Genomic DNA, 23,885 nt, shown 5'->3' on the forward strand with positions numbered 1-23,885 from the left:
ATGTTGGGCTTTTTTGTTGCTGCTTATCAAGCATTCAGTAAGTTAGTTTTTATTGTCTGCAGTTTCTGTAATCGCATCATCTTGATTAACTTTTTCGCTCTCCTGAGACGGCGGCGGATATCGCTGTAACAAACTAATGAGTAGCAACACTGGAAAGCCGATTAAACTGGCCGCAATAAAGAAGTTAACGTAGCCATAGGCATTAACATAAACCCCGGAAAAACCGGCGATAAATTTAGGGAATAGCAGCATGATGGAAGATAACAATGCATATTGACTGGCGCTATAACCACTGCTGGTAAGGCTGGATAAATAAGCGATAAACGCTGCGGTGGCGATCCCCGCGCTAAAGTTGTCCACCGAAATTGCGAAGGTTAAGAACGGCACGTTGTAGCCAATATAGGCTTGCCAAGCAAATAATAAATTAGTGACAGCAACCAAGAGTGCACCAACAAACAGAATTTTCATGGTGCCGTAGCGCATGATTAAAATCCCGCCAGCTCCAGCTCCTAACAAGGTCATGATTAAGCCATAGACCTTACTTAAAAAAGCGATTTCTTCTTTACTAAACCCCATATCAACATAAAACACATTGGCCATGATCCCCATGACAATATCGGAAATGCGGTAGCAAGAAATCAGCAGTAAAATCAGGATGGCTGACTTGCCGTAACGCTTAAAAAAATCAACGAAAGGCAAGACACTCGCGCTATATAACCACGCCATTGCGCTGGCAACTTTAGTGGGGTATTTTTCTGCAAACTTTGCTTTGAGTTGACGCTCTTTTTCATCTGCATCTTTGGTATCAACTTCGGGCTCTTTACTAAAAAAGGTGGTGATGAGTCCAATAGACATTAGCATGGCCATGGCTAGGTAGGCGGTTTGCCATGCTTCTAAGTTGTACTCGGTATTACCAGGGTCGACCCAAGCGGCAATGGTTAATGCCCCAGCTGTTGCGACAATCATCGCGCCGCGGTAGCCCACTTGGTATGCCGCAGCGAGTGCCGCTTGCATGTCTTGAGGGGCAGATTCTATTCGAAAAGCATCGATGACAATATCTTGGGTGGCTGAAGCAAAAGCCAGAATAAGTGCAAATATCGCAAGTTGCTCTAAATCGACTAACGGATCACTTTGGGCCATGCCTAAAATGGCCGCGACCAGTCCAAGCTGGGCGAATATCATCCAGCCACGTCGACGACCGAACAAGCGCGTAAATATGGGTAAGGACATGCGATCGACAAGAGGAGACCATGCCCATTTAAAGGCGTAAGTTAATGCAATCCAACTGAAGTAACCGATAGCGGCTCGATCGACTCCCGCTTCACGAAGCCAGAAGCTCAACGTTGAGAAAACTAACATAAGTGGCAGGCCTGCAGAAAAGCCCAGTAATAACATGATGAGTACACGTTTGTGATAATAAACAGATAAGGCTTCACGGGTACGAATTAGCAGTTCTGACATTGAGGCAACTGATTGAAGGAGAATGGCTCTAGCTTATGTCGCGTAGCTGATTGGTTCAAGCCATTCTGATTGGAAATTTAATCGAGTGTTAAACAAAAGCATTGTAATTGAACATATGGGTCAAACTGTGGGCCTGATCCCGATACATCCGTGGGGGATATCGCCGCCAATATTGATGTAATCACAACAGTCATGTATTTGTTGTCTGAGGTATTGGTTACCTCTAATGACAATATCTGGCCATTCATCAAAACAGTGGAGTAAGTGCCAAAATACCTTTTCTGTGTCTGTGGGTGAAGGGGAGTTATCGCTAGTGTCTACACTGATACTTTGCCATTCCTCTAGTACATCCCACATGTATAGTTTGATTTCTTTATGCTCCAATTGGTTATCTAAAAATGCCTTACCATAATAGGCCAATTGCGGCGCTTTGGTTTCTATGAAGTCATTTGGGGTCATTGATGACATCCTTTTTTATTGCTTTCCATTGACTAAGACGGAACTAAAATTAACTGAAATTATTTATCGAATAAGACAAGGTTAATAAGCTGCGGGTGGTTCATCATTCGATAAATAATGCTCTAAACACGAAAAGCCGCAACTTAAAGGTAAATTAAGTATAGTCAGGATTGTGGAATAATTACTCAAGTTTACAAAGTAAGAGCAAATTTAGAGGCTTTAACTAGTCTTGAAAGTAACAGCGCCACAAATAGCTAAAAAAGTGGAATGAAATCAATATTTCACTCCACTTTTAAATTTAATTTGTGCTGTAGCCAAAAAATGTAAATTTAAATAATTTACATTTATCTGTTTTCTAGGCTTGTTATTTGGCTTTGTTTATTGAGCTTGTCGTACTACTAATTGTTAAACTGCGAGTTGATTATTTGGCAAGAAGCGTTGCTTTGTTTAACAGGATTTCTTTAACCGGAAAATCAGGCCAATTAAGGTGGTCATTATGCTGAGTTGGCACATATGACATCGCTTCTAACACTGCCATGCCTTCGACTACTTCACCAAATACGGCATAACCCCAACGACGTTTTGATGGGTTGAGGTTTTTGTTGTCATCGACATTAAAATAGAACTGACGTGTTGCTGAATGTGGGTCATTATCACGCGCCATGGCAATGGTCCCCATACTATTGGATAAGCCATTCCCTGATTCATTAAACAGAGGGTCCATTGATTCACGTTCTTCTAGCTCTGGATTTAATCCACCACCTTGAACCACAAAATCAGCAATTACGCGATGAAAAATCGTGTTGTCATATTCACCTTTCACTACATAAGTCAGAAAGTTATCGACAGTCAGAGGGGCACGTGTTCGGTCCAATTCAACGATGATTTTTCCCATAGTCGTATCAAACTCGACTTTTGGGTAAAGGGTATTTGGTTGAATATCGACGGCGGCATTGGCCATCATTGACGAAAATAACAATACACTGGTTACAATCCGTTTAAACATAAGGTTTTCCTAATCTATTGTATATGGTTGATGACTATTTGTTTCTGTTCTATGGCCGCTTAAACTCACCGAAATGAATTAACCTTGCAAAAAATGATGTAACTCAGGGTCATTAATGATTTTAGTAGTGAGTTCATCAATCAACTTATTCATATCAAGTTCTAAGGTGGCAAAGTCTGGACTAAAGGGGCCTTTTAATAAGCCTTTACCGTTATAAATTTTAGTGAATTCTTGGGTTTGATTTTTAGCAATGACATTGATGGTTAAATCTGTTTTTGCTTCGAAGCCAAAAGTCGACTCAGTGACATCCGTTAAAAGATAATCTAACTGGAACTCAACAGTGTTACTGGCAGCTGGATCCACTTGGTATCCTGCATTACTCATCGACTTTTTAAATACGCTATCAAGTTGTTGTCTGATAGGTTCGCTTGGGCTGACAAGCTGCGCTGCTTCATCACCTTTGTTAAAACGGACGATAAAATTTGCTTTACGCACATCAATAGTACTGACAGCGACAGTATCATAGCGATCTATTTTATTAACGACGTTAGGCACATTTGGGTTAAGTGCAATATGAGTCGGAGTATGGCTAGCACAAGCTGATAAAAATAACGCGGAACACAAGAATAATGGCAATGATTTCATAGCTAAAGACAATAAAAAATGGTGCGCTCAGAATAACAGATTTCTATTACCTTTCCAGTCCCAATAACTGAGTTAATTAGTTGGTCGAAATATAGTGATTAGCCTGCAAAAGGTATAGATGTTCGGCTTGATTTTTAATTTTAATTGAACACTATGCGTTGACATATGTTGATAATTTATCCACGTTAGAGTTAGAACTTTAAAGTAAACGGATTCAGCTTTAGGCAATCAAGTTGAATTTCAGCGGTTTATTTATATTGTTCTCTCTAATGAGTATGACGATTAACGACAAAAACATGGAAGCAGTATGTCATTGAATCATTTACAACTTGCGCCAGACAAGCTAATGAACTCTGAAGGTCAGCCAATTTATGGACACTTTGATGGTGTAGTAAGTGACTTAGCAATAAAGCAGTTTAACTATTTCAATGAGATGGATAAGCCTTGCTCTTGGTTTGCTAAGTATTTCGACTATAAGCAATTTCAATTTATCAATATCACCACACCGAGATACATTATCGGTGTAGCCATTGCTGATATCCGCTATGTGGGCAGTAGCTTTTGTTATTTGTACGATATTGAAAAGAATAAACTAACTGAAACGCAGGCATTAAAGCCATTATCTTGGGGGATGTCTGTTTCTCATTCGCCACAGCAGGGTAAAGCACAAATAAAACATCGCCAAGGTAAAATCGAGTTCTCGATTAAAGACTCACAATGGCAGCTAAGTATTAAGACAGATGACATTAAGGCAGAGCTGGAGTTGTCGCCGCCGCCATTAAGTTTACCCATGAGTTTGTGTACACCAACAGGTTACAGCGGTTGGACTTATACTCAAAAGCACAATGGTCTCAAAGTTAACGGCAGTTTAATAATAAAAGATGAGCCTCAACCCCTTAACGCAGCCCTTGGAGGTTATGACTTTTCTGCAGGTTATATGCGCCGTGAAACAAGCTGGCGCTGGGCGTCGATAAACACACATGTTGAAGCGGGTGTTTTAGGCTTAAACCTTGCGGCAGGTGTTAACGAAACGGGCGCCACTGAAAATGTATTATGGATTAATGGTGAGCGCCATTTATTGCCTAGTGTGAAATTCGACTTTAACCGCCATTTGAGCAATGACTATTGGCACATTAGTGCTGGTTTTGGTGAAGACCCAACTACTGGCGAAATTGATTTAACGTTTAAAGCGCTAAATTGTCGCAGTGAGAAGCTTAATTTGGGTTTCTTAAAGAGTAACTTTAGACAATATATTGGATATTTTAGCGGTCATATTATTGATAATAATGGTCATAAACATCTGCTACATAATCAGCTTGGATTAACAGAAGATCATTTTGCTAAGTGGTAGCAGTTAAATAACCCGTATAAGATTTTTAATAGAATAATAATATTAGGTTTTCAATGGATTTGAACTCAATCATCAATCACCCTGAAATGTTGTTACTGGTCTTGGCACCAGTGTTTTTCTTTTGTTTTTTTCTTGAATGGTACTTAGGGGATAAACGCCAAAAACTCCCTCAGTCTGCTCGTTATCACAAAGCCGAAGTGTTTTGTAATATGTGCTTAGCGGGTATGCACCAGGTAACCGATATTCTAGCTGGGTTGTTAATTGCTAAAGTGTATTTAGTGCTATTTGGCTGGAAGCTTTTTGATATTCAAATGGGCATGTTAAGTTTTATCATCCTAATGGTGCTGCAAGATTTTTTCTATTATTGGTTTCATCGTGCAAGTCATCGCATACGCTGGATGTGGGCTGCCCATGTAGTACATCACAGTTCAGAGAATATGAATTTTAGTACTGCTTTTAGGCAAAGCTTAATGTATCCATTGGCGGGAATGTGGTTGTTTTGGGTACCGTTAGTGATTATAGGTTTTGACCCTAATTGGGTGGTATTTGTTGTGCTGCTTAACCTAGGTTTACAGTTTTTCGTACATACCCAAGCGATAAAGTCGTTAGGTCCATTTGAGCTTATTTTCAATACGCCATCACATCATCGAGTTCATCATGGTCAGAATCCTCAATATATTGATAAAAACTATGCTGGCGTACTGATTATTTGGGATAAGCTATTTGGTACTTTTGAAGCCGAAAAAGAAACCGTGATTTACGGTATCACTAAACCTGTAAATAGCTTTAACCCTTTCACTGTTAGTTTTGCTGAGTGGCGGGATATGTTGAGTGATGTGACCCAGTCAGGCTTAAGCTTAAAGCAAAGGTTTACAGTGTTGTTTTCGCCACCAGCTCAAGCTGACAAGCCAGCTAAAACTGGGAAAGCAAGCTAAAGCAGGTATGCTTTATTCTGATAAAAAGAACATTCAACTTAGGCATAACCATAGATAAACCCGAGATAAAATTTGTGCGCTAAAGGCAGGTATGAATTGAAAGTGTAATGCTGAACCTTTTGAGGTGAACATTTAGACACATTCTGAAGATGAGATAAAGAAAGGTTTAACCTACTTAACAGATACTCGGAAGGGGTTGAGTATATGCTAAGTAGGTCTCACCAAATAAAAAAGGGCTCTTTGGGTACAGCCCCAGCTTAAATTATCAATATAAAGCCAATCACCTTATTCAATAAAACTAACTGAGCAATGAGTAGTTTTCAGTTAATCCATCAACATAGCGAAAGACTTTTTCGTTAAAGATAATGTCTTGCTAAATCGTTTAAAAATACTACTTATTTGTTTATTTACATGCTTACTTACTTTTCGGGCTAACAGGCTCTATTTTAGGTATCAAAATCCAGACTGATGCTATGGCAATAACCGCAAGTGATGCACCAATAACGAATGCTGGGGTATAGTTACCGTTAGCTGTTAGATATGGCACTAATGCTGTTAAACCTAATGCACCTAACTTTGCCGCCATTCCAGATAAACCAGCTAATGTTCCAACCGCTTTTTTGCCAAATAAATCGCTTGGCAATGTTTGCACATTTCCGATGGCGGTTTGGAATCCAAATAAGATAACCGCCATGATCATAACGGCGGTTGTTGGCCCACCTGGGTTCGCCATGGATAACAGTGCTGGCAACATAATTAAACAACCTAAGGTTATCGTCAGTTTGCGCGTTTTATTGGTGTCCCAGCCTGCTTTTAAGCGGTTTTGTGCCAATAGACCACCGAACCATGCACCTAACATAGCGCCTACATAAGGAACCCAGCCGTATATGCCAATAGATTTAACATCCATGGCGTAGACTTCGTTAAGATAAATTGGAATCCAGAAAACAAATAACCACCAGATAGGATCTATCGCTGCAGAGGCAATAATCACGCCCCAACTTTGCTTATGAGAAAGCAACTCACTCGTTGTAGGGTTGTACTCTTTAGCGTCAGCTTCATCGTCTGGTTTAGCCGTTTTTTGGCCTGTTAGAATGTATTCACGTTCTTCTTCAGTGATCCAAGGGTGAGACTTAGGCGGTGCTTTGACTAAAATAATCCAAGGGATTAACCAGAGTAAACCCACTAAACCAATGACCACGAAAACCATTTGCCAGCTAAAGTAAACAGTCATATAAGCGATAAGTGGAATCGAGATAATGCCACCAATAGCAGCGCCTGAGTTGAAGATCCCTTGAGCTAGCGCGCGTTCTTTTGTGGGGAACCAATCTGCATTACTTTTGGCTGCACCTGGCCAGTTACCAGCTTCTGCGACACCTAAAATGGCTCTGAAGATACTGAAACTAAGCATTCCTTGGGCAAAAGCATGGGCTGCAGTAGCAAGTGACCAAACACCGATAGAAAGTACGAAGCCTAGTCGGGTGCCTATCCAGTCAAATATTTTGCCAAATATCGCCTGGCCAAACGCATAAGATAATATGAATACAATCGAGATATTTGCATATATTTGTTTGCGCTCTAACGCTGACTCATCAGGGAATATATCTTCAACAATGTCGGGCCAAAGCACACTAAGCGCAGAGCGATCGATATAATTAATTACGGTCGCTAATGCGATGAGTAAAATGACCCACCATCGAAGATTGTTTATTTTCATTTTAATCCCTCAATGAAATCTTCCCTTGCAGGGCTAAAGGTATCTATCAAAATACCGCCAGTAGGGCATGTTGCACCGTGGTCGGCATGAGGAGGGATCATGCAGCTGTCACCAGCTCTTAAAATCTTAGTGACGCCGTCAATATTAAAATGAAACTCGCCCTCTACAACGTAAGTGACTTGAGAGTGTCTGTGGGCATGGTTATAACCAATTGCGCCTTTTTCAAACCAAATTTTTACCGCCATTAACTCTTCATTAAACCCAAGCATTTGTCGCTTTAGGCCGCCGCCGATATCTTCAATTTCCGTTTCATTGCCAAATGAGAAATGTGCACTCTGTTTCATGGTTTACTCCTACTGCGTAATGGTTAATAACTGGTATCTTCCGCTGAAGCTGTAAGGCTTTTTAAGGTAAGAAAAGTTATTGGTTGTGGTTTGTTTTTTTGGATTTTTGGTGTTGTTTTTCAAACTGTCGTCAGCCTGTTTATGTGACACGGCTAATACGAATGGCAGCGCTGCATCGGTGTCAGTTTTTAAGCTAAAACCGATAATACTGATGTCACCTTGACGTTCATATGTCATTGATTGCAATCTGCTGGTGGCATTTAAGGTGTATTCAGCTGATGGGTTGTATTCGCCATGGGGCTCTAACACGCTAACAAATCGATGTTGCTTACTGTTTGTCACACGTTGAATAAAGCTGCTTTCATTGCGAAGATTATCGTTAGGATCATTAGCGCCCAGTTGAGTAAATAACACTTGAATCGCACCATCATTAATACTGCTGTGAGTATAAAAATGGCCGTTTTTATTTAACCAAGTGACTTTTTGCAAGGCGCTACCAGCTGACATTTCACTGCTCTGAGGCTGGGATGTCGCCGTAAGCCATAAGTGCTGATAACCGGATTTCTTGCCTAATGGCTGAAGTTGATTAATAAATGACTGACGCTGGAAATTGGTATCAATGAACTGCCCTTGATAATGGACTGGGAGGTCATATTGATGCGGATTTGCGCTATTTACATCAAATACATCGAACACTAGCGGATATTCAACACCATTAGCATTAACGGATATCAATGCCATGGTACGAGTAAAACTGACGTCTTCATACGCCGTATTGATGCTTGCTGAAGCGAATGTCGCTTGTTTATCGTTATGGTAGAAAAGCAAATCTGGATGGTGCTTATTCCCTGTTCGGGTATTGCCATTAAAGTGACTGGTTTCATCAACGACTAGGGTATTGTGAGCAATGGTTTGTTTAGCCCAAGTTTTGTTTTCAGGTAAATAGCCACCACCGGACTTAGCTTCGATATTCAGAAACCTTGCTGCGCCATAATCAGCAATAATCTCTTTGCCATCATCGTAAAATTGCCAATTTAGTTTATCGAAATGCCCATGGCCTAAACCTTGCGCAGTAGCCTTGAATACTAAAGCTTGGCTGCGAACACCTTGCTTAGGTTTATGATTATTGCTGGTAGTTTGACGGCGCATAAGAACCAGTGCGCCTTCATTACCCTCTTTCCCGTCACGCAGTACCATAGATGAAAATGGGTAACGGCTTGCTAGCTTGGTAGATTTTTTTTCTGCATCTATTGCCTGAGCAAGTTTGAGACCATCGCCTGTGAGTAAAATACGATTTTGTTGTCGGGCAATATCGATGAGGCCAATGCGAGTATTAAGAGAGTTAGTATCAAGAGAATTAGCATTAAGGCTATTAGCATTGAGACCATAGGCAATACTGACGGCAATCACTAGCTCCATGGTATCGATGCCTTTGCTTTTAATGGCATCATTTAACGGGAAGAATAAGCCGTTATAGCTTAAATCAATCGTGCTATAGATTGCTTTTAATAAGATACCATTACGGTAGTTAAAGATTTTTCTCTCAGGCTGATTCTGCTCAATGGCTTTAGCAAATGTCACGAAAGGGAGTAGGGCAAAACGCTGATAATATGGGCCTTCGTTATAATAGCCGTCTGGTGAAAATAACTCGTCCAACTGTTTGAGAAACCCGCCTTTACCAGATTTGTTTAAATCTAATAGTGCTATTTCAATCAGTTCTGGCTTATCTAATACAAAGCCTGTCATTCCCACAGCAGCGGTTGCCCATGTGCCATGATTATGAACTTTATTAAAGGTGTGAGGTGATTGGATTGAAATAAAGTCTGCCACGGGTAAAATAATGCCAGTTTCTATTGTTTTCCTGTCTTTTTCGGATAAAGATTCAATAATAAAATCGTAAGCCTGAATGGTATAAACAAGCCACATTGCTTCGTTAAGCCCTTGCCAAAATAGCTTGCCTTCATTTTTACTTTTACGTTTTGGGTGGCGGGGTAAGGTAGGGTAAAGCTCGGCATATTCCAGCAACATATCACGAACGAAATGCGAATATTTAAGCTCTTGGGTTAGCTGATACATGATGCCTGCATCATGCATGTGCTGATAGTTTTTCTTATGGCGCTCATGGGTGTAACCACCGCCACCATCAACGGGAACAGGCACAATAATCTCTTGCTCTATGAAGCGGTCAACTTCAGCTTTTTGGGCCTCAAAAGTCTGCCTAAATACACCTGGTGATTGAATTGCTAGCCGCATACTTTTCACATCTTGCTGATTAATCACCAACCTAGGGTGGCTCAATGTTGCAGCCTGGGATGAAACTGAAAACAGAGTTATAAGTAATATCGCTACGAGCGAGAAAGTGATGGCTTGGTTGAGATTGTGTATTAAAGTTTTTTTCATCATTACAGCGCTTTCTTATCTGACAGGGTAACGAGGTTATTTGTCAGCTTGGCGGTTGATTCGCCAACAGTGTAAAGCTCAGTGACATTAGGTTTTTCAGTGTCGATAAACTGATTGTGTGTCACTTGGGTGATAGGTTCCCCTGTTGTGTGTTCAATATTGATATAAGCACTGTTAGCAAAACGATTTTTATTGATGTCAGTCACTTGAACACCATGAATATATAAGCTGGCTTTAGTCTTATTGCGCTTACTATTACCAACATTGATAAGGTCGTTATTATTAAAGCTGAAGTGCGGGCCAAAGGTGCTCTCATCAGTGCCACCGCGATAAAGCTTCACTAATGCTCCATCGATGTCATTAAACTGGTTGTTATTGATAGTGAGGTATTCAGCATTATAAATACCGCGATCATCAGTTTCTTTATTGAGCCTAAATAAATCACCTGAAATTAAGCTAAAACGGTTATTGATAATTTCAATCTTATTGGCAAATGCGCGTGCACCAGAGTCAAAAAAATGAAACGAGTGGTTAATGTTTAATTGGCTAATATCACTGTTAAACATACTAAATCGATAGTTGGTTAGCATGCCCGATTTACGGGTTCTGATGACGGTGTTACCTGATGAATCTGGGCTGTTTATCCCAGTTATGGCAAGGCCATCGAGTTTCAAACTTCCGCCGTTTTGTATCTCAAATAAACTGGCGCGGTTAAAGTTGATTATGGGCTTTTGTAGTGACTGGGCGATAACCGAAATGGTGTTATTAATCTCAATGATTTTTTCAATCAGATATTCACCAGCTTGTAATGAAATGATATCGCCATCATTGGCATTACTTATCGCCTTGATTAGTTCATTTGATGTCGATACTGGGTGGGTTTTACCTGAATCAAAGATGGTTTCAGGTTCATTTTTAGGGTACCAAGTGACGCCCGTTTGATCTTTCAGAGTTGGGGAAATCTTTTTGGACGCGCCATAGTTGGCATTAACTTTATTAACTGGATAAAGCAGACCATTAGCAGCTCGCTTTAGGGCTATCTTAGTTGGTTTTATCCCCTGAGAGATTTGGTTGTTAGTCAGCTCATTCGATAAGTTATTGGCAAATTGAATCCCTGAAATATCATCAAAGATTGAAAATGGAGCTTGTTGGTTGTTATTAACAAATAAGTTGTCATTGACGGTTGAATCTTTTGGAATTGCAGAGCGTTCTTTATCACTGCCCGCAGCCAAATGAATATGGTCAACGTCAATAAAGCTGTTGTGATTAACTTTGGCATTAATCACTTGATGATAGCGGTTGAGTGGCGAGTTTGGCACACCGTTCATGATGGTAAAACCACTACCGAAACGATACCCTTTTAAGCCTTCTAGGTAGTTGTTGGTGATGGTTTGATCTCGATTAATAATTCGAATACCACCCGTGTGGTCAACACCGTTACCTAAAAACACGTTGCTGTCGATGTTATTGCCGTTACCGTGCCGCATGGTTAATGTGCCGCGGGATTCAAAGAAAGTGTTGTTGCGAACTATGTTTCTGCCTGCTTTAATTGAGATAATTTCTACTTCACCATCACAGCGATCAAAATAGTTGTTTTCGATAACTGTGTAGGAATCTGTCATTGAATAGTGGCTGGTGCCAATACGGATGGTTTCCCCGCCGTTAGAGCCTAATGTTGGGCGCGGGCCAAAATAGTTATGATCGATTTGATGATGGTTCTGTTGGCTTGCTTCGCTGCGAAGTCTAACTGTTAATGTCACACCTTTATTGCGTTTTCCAATCAGATGATTATGGTCAAAACGGTTATGTTTGCCGTACAGCGCGACCCAAAAGTCTGATTTGTGACGATCTGGGTTATTAAAATTATCAATAACGACTTCAGTTACACGGGAGTGGTTGGCAAGATCATCATTAGCTGTACGAAAGGAGATGACTGAATTACTTGGAGTATAACCGTCTTTAAAGACTAAGCCTGACACCTGTAAATATGCACCAGACATTTGTAGATTTGATTGGCCTGTTAATATCACTTTACCTTTGGTTTGTGCTGAAAGGGTAATAGGGGCATCTTTGGTGCCTTGGCCAGTAAACTTCATTTCAAAGTCTTGCCAAACTCCGTCAGTGAGTATGATGTCATCACCAGCGGTTAACTTGTTCACGGCCTGATTAAACTCTGCTTGGTTACTTACCTTATAACTTGCTGCATTGAGCTGGTATGAGGCTAATAGCATTCCAAATACGAATACTGACTTTAAAGAAACAGAGAACATCTTGTCATAGTGTTTTGAGCTATGTATTGCTTTGAATGAAAAACTCATCATGACTCTCTTTATCGTTATTATTGTCAAATTTGTTCATTAAACCTGTTTTTACAGGCTTGATACTGCATCTGATTAAATTAAATAACTCCTACCTCAATAATTAAGGTAGGAGCTGCACGACTAAGTTTTACTTAAGGCTAAAACTTAACTTTTGCACCAAGGAAATATTTAGAACCAGAACGCGAGTAGTCCGAAACCATAGTGTCGTTACCACGCGTCATAATTTGCGGTTCGTCTAACAAGTTCAGCGCTTTAAGTGATAGTGATAAGTAATCTGTCACTTTGAAGTTAGCTGAGAAATCTAAATAGCTTGAGTCCTGCACATAGCGATGTGAACGTGTAGGGAACGGTAAGTTATTTGGTTGGAAGTACTGTTCACGATACTTATAAAGTATGCGGAACGTTGCCCAATCACCTTCCCAGTAGACTGACGCCAGATTAATTGTTTAATTAAATGTGAACACAATCCTTTAAACACGATCTTTAAATACAACTAATCTTTAAAAATGATCTTTAAATACAACTTTGCGTCAAATAGAAACTAACCAACGGTCAACCACTTTGTCAACCAATTTATGTTACCGCAAAGCTATAAAGTATGTGCTATTGTTATTACCAATAACATTCACTTAACTAAGTCAGGACTTATATGAAATTTGTTCTGGTTAAACAAATTTGTTAAATAGGATTTGCGTTGACTAGCTAAATAGATATCATGTTAGTAATACAAGAAAATTGGTTTTAACAATTGAAGGACCAGAGATGAAAAGTAGGCGTATGTTTTGGCGCATCGTAGAAGAGATCGAAGCGTCTATTGCTAGCGGCGAATATACTCCTGGAAGTCGTTTACCTCCAGAAAGGGAGTTGGCTGAAAAGTTTGATGTTAGTCGACCAACAGTTCGTGAAGCAATTATTGCACTGGAAGTGCGTGAGAAAATCGAAGTTAAAACTGGCTCTGGTGTTTATGTCTTACAGTCTGCCAATAAAGCTGATCAAACTAATAAGATTAATGCGTTTGAACTGACGCAAGCTCGTGCTTTAGTTGAAGGTGAAATTGCCGCTCTTGCTGCAAATACCATTACTAAAGAAGAATTGATCGAACTAAATAAAACATTGATTATGATGGAAAATAAATCATACGTTGAAGAAGCAGATGAGATGTTTCATCAGATAATCGCTAATTCCACTCGAAATGGTGCCTTAATTAAATCGTTTCAAAATTTGTGGGCATTAAGGGCGTCGAGTCAAAAGATTATTACTGACTATGCCAGTGTATGTAGCAAGGATAATAAGAAAACCCTTGATGAACATACCTCCATTTATGAAGCACTATTAGCAAATGACGCTTCAGAAGCAAGGCTTGCAATGCATAGACATTTTAATCGTTTGATTAATGTTTTATTTGATACTGTTGAGGCGCAATCATTAGAAGAAGTGCGTCGTAAGAACAGTGAAAAACGTGACTTATACTCTATTGATAACTTAGTTAACCGCTTAAGCTAACGTATTTTCACTTCCTTTAGTGAGTGTTAACTCAGGTGAATAAGTAACCGTTTTAATTAAAGCCTTTCAATATGAAAGGTTTTTTTGTCTTTATTTTTATGGATTCATGCTTACGTAAAACTTAAGCTGTTATTGTATTCTATTGATAGTAAAAGTCTTTTTTTATTTTTAAAAGTAAAAAAGGCCTCTCATAATGAGAGGCCTTTTACTTCGCTCCAAACGAGGGGGAATGATTTGGAACGAAATTACTCGATTTAAACATCAAAACTGAATGATTTTAATCATAGGTTTCACTAAATTTGACTACCTTCTTGCTAAGGTATTGATTATTCACATCAAGATTTCTAACAGCTAAACAAGCCAGCAAAACTGATTTATCAGCTTTACCTGAGTTTTAAACAAAGTCTTAATAATAAAATCAATCTTCAATTTGAAATGAAATTAATACAAATCGAGCTTGCCTGAGTGAATTTTATTAAAATTTGGTCAGCTCTTTAGCCTTTTTTCTGCACTAAAAATAATCTAAATTAATTTGATTGTTAACTATTTGTGAGCCAGTTTCACTGGTTTGAATTCTGATTTCTACGCAGTATTAATGAAACAATAGTGGTAGCAACTCTATTTTGTCAACCGGGTTTTGTTTTTTGTATTACCAATTTGTGGGTTAATAATGAGATTTATATGCGATCTATTAGCTTGGTTAAACTAATAGGTTATCGCTACGACAACGAGTCTTTAGTAAGCAAATACAAGTAAATGGCATCGTGTTGTATGTCTTGGGAGTAAGCCTGCGTTAATGTTTTATCAGTAAGCTTCTATCAGTAAGGTTTTACCAGAAAGGCTTTAGGGGGGAAGTTTAATTAATTAGTTAGTTTTTTATGTGTAAGTTTTTAGCTTAGATGATTAGCGATGCGCTAGTAAAAACTAACTCATCGCCAATATCTATTATTTATAGCAATGCTTAAATCTATGGTCAGTATCGCTATCACTAGCTTGGTTTTACGCACTAGTGCTGGACACAATTTAGTAGAATTCAATAACGGTAGACTCAACTAAGTATGGCATGTTTAAAACAATTATTAGCTTTATGTGGTTATTTACGGGCCTGTAAAATAACGAATTTACCGTTGGATGCCACTGTTTTACAGTTTTTAAATATCCGCTGAAGCTTAATGTGATAAGACAGATGACGGTTACCGACAACCTGCAATAAGCCGCCTGGGGCAAGCCTTCTTCGAGCATCAAGAAACATTTGCCATGCGATATGATCGGTGATGGCTTCACCTTGGTGAAACGGCGGGTTACACAATATTAAGTCCGCACTAATTTCTTCATCCAAATGCGTTAAACAATCATCCCAATGAAAGTGGCCGAGCTCGATTGGTAATTGGTTTATTTCCCAATTATGTTGGCTAGAGGCCACAGCCATTTCAGAATCATCTACAAAATGTATATTGGCATTGTTATAAAGCTGCGCAGCATGCAAACCTAAAATCCCGTTGCCACAGCCTAAATCTATGACAGTATTAAATTCACCTTTAGGCATGTTTTCAAGCATAATCCGTGCGCCAATATCTAGTTTGTTGGCAGCAAATACATTACTCAAATTACTGATAGTTAGCTTTAAATGCTCAACTGGCCAAGTCACTTGAACAAGGTTTTTACGCAGCTTACCGTCAGTGATACAGCTTATAACGCGCGTTTTCTTCCAAGTTAAACTCGCAGAAGCTGGACCGAGGTTTTGCTCAATAATTGCAAGTAGCGACTTATTGATACTTTTTGCTTTAGCGCCAATAAGTACTTGGGTACCTGCAGGTAAAACCTGAGATAAACGTTGTAATTGGTGGGCAAAGTAGGTCAGGTTTTTAGGCAGTTTTATAAGTACAAGTTGAGTGTCTGTAGGCAACAAGTCACGACTATTAAAGTGGCTAATATTGGTTTGCGCTAAATGATTGTCTTCAAGGTTCTGTTTTGCCCCTAATAAACTGGTTTTAGCATCAGTTTCAACAAATAATGGCCAAGTTGGTTCTCGTTTGGTTAAGGCGCATTGTAAGGCTCCAAAACTGTCATTAATGATAGCAGTTTTTTTCGCGGTGATTTCGTGCTCTACAATGTGCTTAATAAGGTGTTCATCAGCAGCATCCCATGCTTGAAGATTCGATTCTTGTTGTTTGGGATAGCGGTATAAATCTAATTCGATACCTGCACATGAAAACTGACTAACAATCATTATTTTTTACCTAAAACCATCACGACGAATAGCCAGTAATTATCGCAGATTAGCTAGAGTTGTGCGAGGGAAGTTGTTTCAGAGATCTGTTTTCCTTCGATTACTGATACAGTTTATTACTCAGCACTATTAAGCTGAGGTTTGCTATTGCTGTGACCAATCAGTACCATCAAGTAATTGATAACTTCATTTTTTACAAAGGATTTGTATGAACGGTGCAGGTGGTACCTCTGGCGGTATTGGATCATTTTTTATCGGTTTAATCATGATGTGTGGCGGCTTTTATATGCTACTGAAGGCGATAAAAGTAACCAGCTCATTTGGTTTTAGCCATAGCCTTTATAATGTTGGTGGAGTTAGCTTAACCAGCGGCATGATTATGATCCCATTCATGTTCGGTATCGGGCTTATGTTTTATAACGCTAAGAACATCTTAGGCTGGATCCTGACATTTGGTTCTTTAGTGGGGTTGATATTCGGTGTGATTAGTTCGATTAATTTCCGTTTCAGCCATATGAGCGCGTTTGATTTGATTGTTATTCTAGTGCTCAGTGTGGGTGGTTTAGGGATATTTTTACGTTCATTAAAAACGATTGACTCGAGCGTTAAAGAGTCATAATCCAGGTAATCAGTTACTCGATTTTAAACGCTAATATTGTAAATGTTAGCGTTTTTTAGTTTTAGTTACTTGCAGATGAACTGCACTTGATTGATTAAGTATACTATTACCAAAGTGACTATTACTTAAGCACGTTATTATCTAGAACATCATTACCTAAATATATTGTTACCAACGAAAACCTAGCTGTTCCTGCTAATTGACAGTTATGAAAAATCGAAACCAAATCGCTTTAACGTCAACTGTCAGTTTATTGGTATCATGGCTGGCATAACGCGTTCACGAGAATTCATTTTGACAACACAAACTTCCCAGCTAGATGCAGATACTCAATTGACTACTTCACCTCAATATTCTGTTTTATCTTGGATCATGTCCTTTTTAAAACCTTATCAAATGAAAGTCGTGGCAGCGATTATCTTTTTGTTTATTGGCTCGTTCGCTTGGTTATCCCTTGGCCAAGGGGTGAAAATGATGGTTGATGAAGGTTTTGTTGCTGACAATGCCGAGCGTTTAAATGAAATTGTTTTATTCATTTTAGGTATTACTGCTATCAGTGGTAGTGCGGTTTTTTGTCGTTTTTATTTAATGACTTGGCTTGGTGAGCGTGTGATAGCTGATATTCGTTTAACGGTTTATAACCACCTCTTAAATCTCTCACCTGCGTTTTTTGCTGAACAAAGAACGGGGGAGGTGATATCGCGATTTACTGCTGACAGTACTTTATTACAAAGTGTTGTGGGTAGCAGTTTATCGATGGCATTTCGCTCGACAGTGACAGTTTTTGGCGCGATGGTGATGATGGCTATTACCAGTCTTAAACTGACGGGTTTGGTGCTTCTTGCAGTGCCAATGGTGTTTATCCCTGTGATATTTTTAGGTAAAAAAGTTCGTCAATACTCACGTAAAAGCCAAGATAAAGTCGGTGACTTAGGGGCGTATATCGATGAGACTTTGCATGAAATCCATACGGTGCAAGCTTACGGCCACGAGAGTAAAGACAGAACAGTATTCAACCTCCAAGTTGAATCAGTTATGACGGCGGCAAAAGCACGTATTTTATATCGCTCAATTTTAATCTCTTCAGTGATGTTTTTAAGTATTGCAGCTATAGCGGTAGTGCTTTGGGTTGGAGCCCAGGATGTTATGCAAAATAATATCAGTGCAGGTGAACTATCTGCCTTTATGTTTTATGCCGTTATGGCTGCCGGCTCGGTTGCTACTATTAGTGAAGTTTTCAGTGAAATTCAGCGTGCTTCTGGCGCGGCAGAAAGACTGATTGAGTTAGTGCATACGCCAATTGATATTCCACAAGATTCAACACCTATTGTGTTACCTGAAAAAATTAACGGCAATCTGAGCCTTGAAGCGCTTCGTTTTGCTTACCCTAGTAATAAAGAGGATGTCATAAAAGGCATTACGCTTAATATCAATGCAGGTGAAAGAGTGGCGTTAGTGGGTGAGAGTGGCGCAGGAAAAAGTACCTTGTTTGAATTGCTACTGCGTTTTTATCAACCCAAAGCCGGGCTAGTAAAGTTAGATGATATTGACGTGTCCAAACTGAGCTTACAACAACTGAGAGAGCAATATGCTTTAGTGCCTCAAGAGTCGGTTATTTTTGCCACCAATGTATTTGAAAATGTGCGTTATGGTCGCGTGGATGCAACTAAGGAAGAAGTCATTAAAGCGTGTATAACTGCAAAAGCAGATGAGTTCATTCAAGAGTTATCAGACGGTTATGATACTTACCTTGGCGAGAGAGGAGTAAAACTCTCTGGTGGTCAAAAACAACGTATTGCCATTGCGAGGGCTATTCTTACCGATAGACCTATTTTGTTATTAGATGAAGCTACCAGTGCGTTAGATGCGGTTAGTGAAGTCAAAGTTAAGCAAGGATTAGATAACTTAATGCACGGGCGTACTACGCTGATTATTGCTCATAGGCTGGCTACCGTGATTAATGCTGATCGGATTATTGTACTTGAAAAGGGCCAAGTCGTTGCTCAAGGTACACATCAAGAGTTGATGTTAACCAGTGAGGTGTACAAAGAGTTTGCCAGTTTACAGTTACTGACTGAGCAGAGTTAATTGCCTTGAGAATGTGGTTCAGCTCTTTTAATAAAACGCCGTTGTCAGATAAGTGATAACGGCGTTTAATTTAAGTGGATTTGTTAGTGGCTGCTTACTTCCTAAGCTCTCGTCGTAAAATTTTACCTACAGTGCTTTTAGGTAATTGCGGAGTGAATTCAATAATACGAGGAATTTTATAAGCCGTTAATTGGCGGCGACAATAATCGGAGATTTGCTGCTTAGTCTCTGCTTCATTAGTCGTTTCTTCTTTCAGCACAATCACTGCTTTAACAGCTTCACCAGACTTATCATCTGCTACGCCCACTACGGCGCACTCTAGTACTAACTCATTTTGAGATAACACGTCTTCGACTTCATTAGGGTATACATTAAAACCCGATACAATAATCATATCTTTCTTACGATCGACAATTTTATGGAAGCCTTCTTCGGTCGCAACCGCAATGTCGCCAGTTTTAAAGTAGCCATCTGCGGTCATCACTTTTGCCGTTTCTTCAGGCTTTTGCCAGTAACCTTGCATGACTTGCGGTCCTTTAACTGCAAGTTCTCCTGCACCGCCTAATGGCACTTCTTCATCGTTAATATCCAAAATTTTTACGTCAGTATTCAGGACTGGTTTACCTATGGTGCCGAGTTGCTGGTAGCCAGGGGCGTTTAAGCTCACAACAGGTGACGTTTCCGATAAACCATAACCTTCCGAGATCATGCAACCAGTCGTTTTTTGCCAAACACCAGCTGCTGCGCTTGTTAGAGCGGTTCCGCCAGAGATAGTGATGGTTAACTTACTGAAATCTAATGCTTGAAATTCAGGTTGATGACATAAGCCAACGAATAAGGTGTTAAGGCCAGCAAAACCAGTAAAAGGGTAACTTGCCATAGTCTTAATTAACCCACCAATATCTCGCGGGTTCGGGATTAATACTGAGCAACTGCCAGATTCGAAGTAAAGTACTAGATTCACCATAAAGGCATAGATGTGGTAAATCGGCAGTGGTGCGACAAAAATATCTTTCCCCGGTGTCATGGTGCTGGCAATACGTGATTTTACTTGAGCTGAGTTGGCTAACATATTGCGATGAGACAGCATGGCGCCTTTAGATAAACCCGTTGTGCCGCCTGTATATTGCAGGGCTGCTAAATCATTTTGTTGTGGCTTAACAGGGGTATAATTGGTTTGTGCACCAAGTGATAGCATCTGATTAAATTCCACTTTATCAAATGGTGTTTCAGCTTGCGGTTGTGGGTTAATCAAATCTAATGCGTGGGTACTAATGACCAAAGAAACATCGGTTTTATCTATGACGTTGTTTAAGGTCGGTAATAAATCAGACAGCACAACTAAAGCTTTTGCGCCTGAATCATTAAATTGGTGGATAAGCTCTCGCTCAGTATATAACGGGTTAGTATTAACGATGATAAGCCCTGCTCGAATAGCCCCATAAGCCGCGATGACAAATTGAGTAATATTTGGCAGTTGAATTGCGATGCGGTCCCCAGCGCTTAAATCACTGTGGTTTTGGATGTAGGCTGCAAAATGACGCGAAGCGATTTCGATTTCACTAAAAGTGGTTTGTTGGCCTAAACAAGCATAAGCCACATTATCCCCATAACGCTTGCAAGTTTGTTCAATCAAGTCCACCAGAGATTGATACTGGTTGAGATCAAGCTGTGTATCTGCATCGTAAGCCATGCTTACCACCTTTGTTATTTTATATTTTTTAGGTAATCAAACGAGCGTTTAGATTAGTGCTGTTTTGTATAAAAGGTCAACATAATTATTATTTATCATCTTAATTAATATAGAGTTTTTACTCCATTTTGTTGCTAAAGATCTCTGTACAACTAAAGTGGTAATGATGGTTTTTTGAACTGAAATTAGTCGGTTCTCTAGGTTTATCTAGTTAAGTAGTTGCTAATAGTTGGTTGATTTAACTGTTATTTGTCTGATTTCCCTTCTGTTTTGGTTTAATTATCTAAATTTAAGTGTTAAACACGTTGATTGTTTTGACTAATAATAGAAATTGTTAGCAATTAGGTTCTATTTGTTATAGAAATGTAAATGTGAATGAAGTTATTTCATTTTGGGAGAGACGATTTTTACTCGTTCAGGCGATTAAAACATCTGTCACAAACACATAAATATAATAAATAATGAGACACAAATGATGACTAATCTAAAGAAAAGGAAGTTTGGCTTAAATTCGTTAAGTCTTGCGGTAACAGTTGCTTTGGCCGGTTCTGTTATGTCGACACAAGCAATGGCTGAAGACGAAGAAGTCGCAGAAAACGTAGAAAAAATTGCCGTAGTCGGTAGCCGAGCCGCACCCCGATCAGTGGGTGAATCTCCTGTCCCCGTTGATATTATTAGTGCTGATGACCTAAGAAAAAATGGTTCTACTGACATGATTGATATGTTAGTGACATCTGTCCCCTCATTTAATTCACGAGCTCAACCAATTAGTGATGCTGCCACGCTGGTACGCCCAGTAAATTTACGTGGCTTACCATCAGACAGTACTTTGATCCTTGTCAATGGTAAGCGTCGTCATCGTGCTTCAGTCATTGCTTTCCAAGGCGGTGGTATTAATGACGGTGCTCAAGGACCTGATATTTCGGTTATTCCGAGTATTGCGTTAAAACAAGTAGAAGTACTTCGGGATGGCGCTGCAGCACAATACGGCTCTGACGCTATTGCTGGTGTGATGAATTTCCAATTAAAAGATAGTGCTGAAGGCGGTTCAATCAGTATCAGTCAGGGCGAGTACTATGAAGGTGATGGTGCTACAACGACTATCGATGGCAACATTGGCTTACCACTTACCGATGCTGGCTTTGTTAACATTAGTGCGCAGTATAAAACCGCAGATGCCACTAGCCGAAGTGTTCAGCGTCCTGATGCTGCAAACTTAATCGAACAAGGCAATACTTACGTTAATGATCCTGCGCAAGTTTGGGGGAATCCAGAAATTAATGATGATTACACCGTATTTGTTAATGCTGGATTTGATTTAAATGATAAGCACCGTATTTATGCTTTTGGTAATGTATCGTCACGTGAAGCGATTGGTGGGTTCTACTACCGTAACCCACATAACCGTGGCAATGTTTACTCAGTTGATGGTGGTGAAAACTTATTAGTGGGTGCTGTTAACGGCGACCAATCAACCTGTGCTCCAGTGCCAATCCCAAAAAATGCTGATGGTTCGGATGGCAACGTTTTAGACACTGCGGCATATCAAGCAATGGTTGCTGATGCTAATTGTTTCTCTATGAACCAAGTTCGCCCAGGTGGTTATACTCCTCAATTTGCTGGCACGATTGAAGATATGTCTTTCTTCGCTGGTATTGAAGGTGAATTAGGCGAGTGGATGTATGACGCTAGTGCTGGTACAGGTTCGAACAAATCTAGTTTTAGTTTGTACAACTCTTTAAACCCTTCACTTGGTTTAGCGGCTAACCCAGAAGATACACAAACTGACTTTGATACCGGTGCCTATGAGCAAGTTGAAACAACCGTTAACCTTGATTTTTCTCGTTACTTTACCTTAGGTTCGATTGAAGACATTAGCTTTGCAACCGGTTTTGAGTGGCGCGAAGAATCATTTGAAATTACTCAAGGTGAAGAAGCATCTTGGATAGCGGGTCCATATGCAGATCAAGGTTTCAATATTGGTTCTCATGGCTTTAAAGGTTTTGGTCCAGAAGCTGCGGGTAAGAATGACCGTAGTAATATCGGTATTTACGCAGATGTTGAAGCTTACTTAACGGATGATTGGTTGTTAGGCGTGGCACTTCGTTATGAAGATTTCTCTACCTTTGGCGATACATTAAATTATAAGATTTCAACTCAATATTCATTTACTGATTACCTATCAGTACGTGCATCTCACAGTACAGGGTTCAGAGCGCCAACAGTTGGACAAGAAAATGTTGTTAATACACAAACATCAATCGTCAATGGCGATCTAATTCAGACCTTTATTGCTCCTCCTACAGATCCATTAGCTGCATTTTATGGCGGTGAAGTGTTAGAGCCAGAAGAATCTGTGAACTATGCCATTGGTACTGTGTTTGAGTATGAAGATTTCTTCTTAACCGTTGATTACTACAATATTGAAGTTACAGGTCGTATTGCTCAATCAAGCCAAATTGAAGTTAAAGCAGAAGATTATGACGATTTACGAGATGCTGGAGTGGAGTTCCCTGAACTTATTTCTGCAGTAACGTATTACACCAATGATTTTGATACCACCACACAAGGTGTTGATATTGTCGGTTCTTATGAAACGGAGTTATTGGCGGGTGATACTATGTTCAGCCTTGCTTATGGCTGGACTGACACAAGTGTTGATAAATTCGACCCGAATACAACAGATGAAGGTAAAGTTCGTCGTTTAGAAGATGGTATTCCAGCTCATCGTGCAACACTAACTTGGGGTCAAACTTGGGATGACTTAAGCGTATCACTGCGCGGTAATTACTTTGGTGAGTACTATGCAACTCATGCTGATGATACTTCAGACTGGGGTTCTGAAACGGCTGATTCCGCTGTTACTGTCGATTTGGAAGTTAGCTACACTATGTTTGAACAGCTAACTTTGTCTGTCGGTGCTAACAACTTGTTCGACCAAGAAGCACAAGAACTTAAAGATGGCACTCAAGGAGCATTAGGTGCAGTCTATTATGAAAGTGGTCCATTTGATTACAATGGTGGGTTTTACTACGGTAAGCTGAGCTATTCATTTTAAGTTTTTTAGTTTGAAAACAAAAAAGACTGCCTTGGCAGTCTTTTTTATTACAAAA

16 protein-coding genes are annotated in these 23,885 nt (G+C 39.8%); 6 read left to right on the forward strand and 10 right to left on the reverse strand.

What is annotated here, in order from left to right; all coding sequences use genetic code 11:
* Positions 1–42: 42 nt before the first annotated feature.
* The 4 genes from K5Q58_RS00340 to K5Q58_RS00355 all read right to left on the reverse strand — a co-directional run bounded on the left by K5Q58_RS00340 (position 43) and on the right by K5Q58_RS00355 (position 3,571).
* On the reverse strand, positions 43–1,461 hold the full coding sequence (locus tag K5Q58_RS00340) for an MFS transporter (protein ID WP_220751455.1): 1,419 nt from the start codon (positions 1,459–1,461) through the stop codon (positions 43–45).
* A gap of 120 nt (positions 1,462–1,581) precedes the next feature.
* Positions 1,582–1,920 carry a hypothetical protein gene (locus tag K5Q58_RS00345; protein WP_220751458.1) on the reverse strand — a complete coding sequence of 113 codons (339 nt, stop codon included), beginning with the start codon at positions 1,918–1,920 and terminating at the stop codon, positions 1,582–1,584.
* A 421-nt stretch (positions 1,921–2,341) separates the two neighbouring features.
* Positions 2,342–2,926 carry a peptidylprolyl isomerase gene (locus K5Q58_RS00350; RefSeq protein ID WP_220751460.1) on the reverse strand — a complete coding sequence of 195 codons (585 nt, stop codon included), beginning with the start codon at positions 2,924–2,926 and terminating at the stop codon, positions 2,342–2,344.
* Between the two features lie 78 nt (positions 2,927–3,004).
* On the reverse strand, positions 3,005–3,571 hold the full coding sequence (locus tag K5Q58_RS00355) for a YajG family lipoprotein (RefSeq protein WP_220751461.1): 567 nt from the start codon (positions 3,569–3,571) through the stop codon (positions 3,005–3,007).
* Positions 3,572–3,878: 307 nt separating this feature from the next.
* Between K5Q58_RS00355 and K5Q58_RS00360 the strand changes: the two genes are divergently transcribed.
* On the forward strand, positions 3,879–4,922 hold the full coding sequence (locus K5Q58_RS00360; protein WP_220751463.1) for a DUF2804 domain-containing protein: 1,044 nt from the start codon (positions 3,879–3,881) through the stop codon (positions 4,920–4,922).
* 53 nt (positions 4,923–4,975) lie between these two features.
* Positions 4,976–5,857, forward strand: coding sequence for a sterol desaturase family protein (locus K5Q58_RS00365; RefSeq protein WP_220751466.1), 882 nt, complete (start codon positions 4,976–4,978; stop codon positions 5,855–5,857).
* A gap of 415 nt (positions 5,858–6,272) precedes the next feature.
* Here K5Q58_RS00365 and K5Q58_RS00370 read toward each other — a convergent pair whose 3' ends face one another.
* Genes K5Q58_RS00370 through K5Q58_RS00385 form a run of 4 tightly spaced genes read right to left on the reverse strand, consistent with a single transcriptional unit; the run spans position 6,273 to position 12,588 of the window.
* Positions 6,273–7,574, reverse strand: coding sequence for an MFS transporter (locus tag K5Q58_RS00370; protein WP_220751467.1), 1,302 nt, complete (start codon positions 7,572–7,574; stop codon positions 6,273–6,275).
* Positions 7,571–7,918: a cupin domain-containing protein gene (locus K5Q58_RS00375; RefSeq protein ID WP_220751469.1), complete on the reverse strand. Its 348-nt coding sequence runs from the start codon at positions 7,916–7,918 to the stop codon at positions 7,571–7,573. The genes K5Q58_RS00370 and K5Q58_RS00375 overlap by 4 nt, the downstream gene beginning before the upstream one ends.
* 9 nt (positions 7,919–7,927) lie before the next feature.
* Positions 7,928–10,318 (reverse strand): heparinase II/III family protein, encoded by a 2,391-nt coding sequence (locus tag K5Q58_RS00380; protein WP_374758466.1) that lies wholly within the window; start codon positions 10,316–10,318, stop codon positions 7,928–7,930.
* 2 nt (positions 10,319–10,320) lie between these two features.
* On the reverse strand, positions 10,321–12,588 hold the full coding sequence (locus K5Q58_RS00385) for a polysaccharide lyase 6 family protein (protein WP_220751693.1): 2,268 nt from the start codon (positions 12,586–12,588) through the stop codon (positions 10,321–10,323).
* A gap of 813 nt (positions 12,589–13,401) precedes the next feature.
* Between K5Q58_RS00385 and K5Q58_RS00390 the strand changes: the two genes are divergently transcribed.
* Positions 13,402–14,142, forward strand: a complete 741-nt coding sequence (locus tag K5Q58_RS00390; protein ID WP_220751472.1) for a FadR/GntR family transcriptional regulator — start codon at positions 13,402–13,404, stop codon at positions 14,140–14,142.
* A gap of 1,093 nt (positions 14,143–15,235) precedes the next feature.
* On the opposite strand, the gene K5Q58_RS00395 is transcribed toward K5Q58_RS00390, so the two are convergent.
* Complete coding sequence (locus K5Q58_RS00395) at positions 15,236–16,369, reverse strand: methyltransferase (RefSeq protein ID WP_220751695.1); 1,134 nt, start codon at positions 16,367–16,369, stop codon at positions 15,236–15,238.
* A 211-nt stretch (positions 16,370–16,580) separates the two neighbouring features.
* On the opposite strand from K5Q58_RS00395, the gene K5Q58_RS00400 reads away from it, so the two are divergent.
* The gene (locus K5Q58_RS00400; protein ID WP_220751474.1) at positions 16,581–16,991 is read left to right on the forward strand and encodes a hypothetical protein; all 411 of its coding nucleotides are present in this window, start codon (positions 16,581–16,583) and stop codon (positions 16,989–16,991) included.
* Positions 16,992–17,285: 294 nt separating this feature from the next.
* Positions 17,286–19,079, forward strand: coding sequence for an ABC transporter transmembrane domain-containing protein (locus K5Q58_RS00405; protein ID WP_259651182.1), 1,794 nt, complete (start codon positions 17,286–17,288; stop codon positions 19,077–19,079).
* A gap of 94 nt (positions 19,080–19,173) precedes the next feature.
* On the opposite strand, the gene K5Q58_RS00410 is transcribed toward K5Q58_RS00405, so the two are convergent.
* Positions 19,174–20,772, reverse strand: coding sequence for an AMP-binding protein (locus K5Q58_RS00410; protein ID WP_220751479.1), 1,599 nt, complete (start codon positions 20,770–20,772; stop codon positions 19,174–19,176).
* A gap of 472 nt (positions 20,773–21,244) precedes the next feature.
* Between K5Q58_RS00410 and K5Q58_RS00415 the strand changes: the two genes are divergently transcribed.
* Entirely contained in the window at positions 21,245–23,830 is a 2,586-nt protein-coding gene (locus K5Q58_RS00415) for a TonB-dependent siderophore receptor (RefSeq protein ID WP_220751481.1), read from the forward strand.
* The last annotated feature ends 55 nt before the right edge of the window (positions 23,831–23,885 follow it).

It is taken from the genome of Shewanella sp. KT0246, assembly GCF_019654955.1.
In the GTDB taxonomy this organism is placed as follows: domain Bacteria; phylum Pseudomonadota; class Gammaproteobacteria; order Enterobacterales; family Shewanellaceae; genus Shewanella; species Shewanella goraebulensis.

Coding starts and splice junctions, on each gene's coding strand:
- K5Q58_RS00340 (WP_220751455.1), bottom strand. CDS start 1,461: ATGTCAGAACTGCTAATTCGTACCCGTGAAGCCTTATCTGTTTATTAT.
- K5Q58_RS00345 (WP_220751458.1), bottom strand. CDS start 1,920: ATGACCCCAAATGACTTCATAGAAACCAAAGCGCCGCAATTGGCCTAT.
- K5Q58_RS00350 (WP_220751460.1), bottom strand. CDS start 2,926: ATGTTTAAACGGATTGTAACCAGTGTATTGTTATTTTCGTCAATGATG.
- K5Q58_RS00355 (WP_220751461.1), bottom strand. CDS start 3,571: ATGAAATCATTGCCATTATTCTTGTGTTCCGCGTTATTTTTATCAGCT.
- K5Q58_RS00360 (WP_220751463.1), top strand. CDS start 3,879: ATGTCATTGAATCATTTACAACTTGCGCCAGACAAGCTAATGAACTCT.
- K5Q58_RS00365 (WP_220751466.1), top strand. CDS start 4,976: ATGGATTTGAACTCAATCATCAATCACCCTGAAATGTTGTTACTGGTC.
- K5Q58_RS00370 (WP_220751467.1), bottom strand. CDS start 7,574: ATGAAAATAAACAATCTTCGATGGTGGGTCATTTTACTCATCGCATTA.
- K5Q58_RS00375 (WP_220751469.1), bottom strand. CDS start 7,918: ATGAAACAGAGTGCACATTTCTCATTTGGCAATGAAACGGAAATTGAA.
- K5Q58_RS00380 (WP_374758466.1), bottom strand. CDS start 10,318: ATGAAAAAAACTTTAATACACAATCTCAACCAAGCCATCACTTTCTCG.
- K5Q58_RS00385 (WP_220751693.1), bottom strand. CDS start 12,588: ATGTTCTCTGTTTCTTTAAAGTCAGTATTCGTATTTGGAATGCTATTA.
- K5Q58_RS00390 (WP_220751472.1), top strand. CDS start 13,402: ATGAAAAGTAGGCGTATGTTTTGGCGCATCGTAGAAGAGATCGAAGCG.
- K5Q58_RS00400 (WP_220751474.1), top strand. CDS start 16,581: ATGAACGGTGCAGGTGGTACCTCTGGCGGTATTGGATCATTTTTTATC.
- K5Q58_RS00410 (WP_220751479.1), bottom strand. CDS start 20,772: ATGGCTTACGATGCAGATACACAGCTTGATCTCAACCAGTATCAATCT.
- K5Q58_RS00415 (WP_220751481.1), top strand. CDS start 21,245: ATGATGACTAATCTAAAGAAAAGGAAGTTTGGCTTAAATTCGTTAAGT.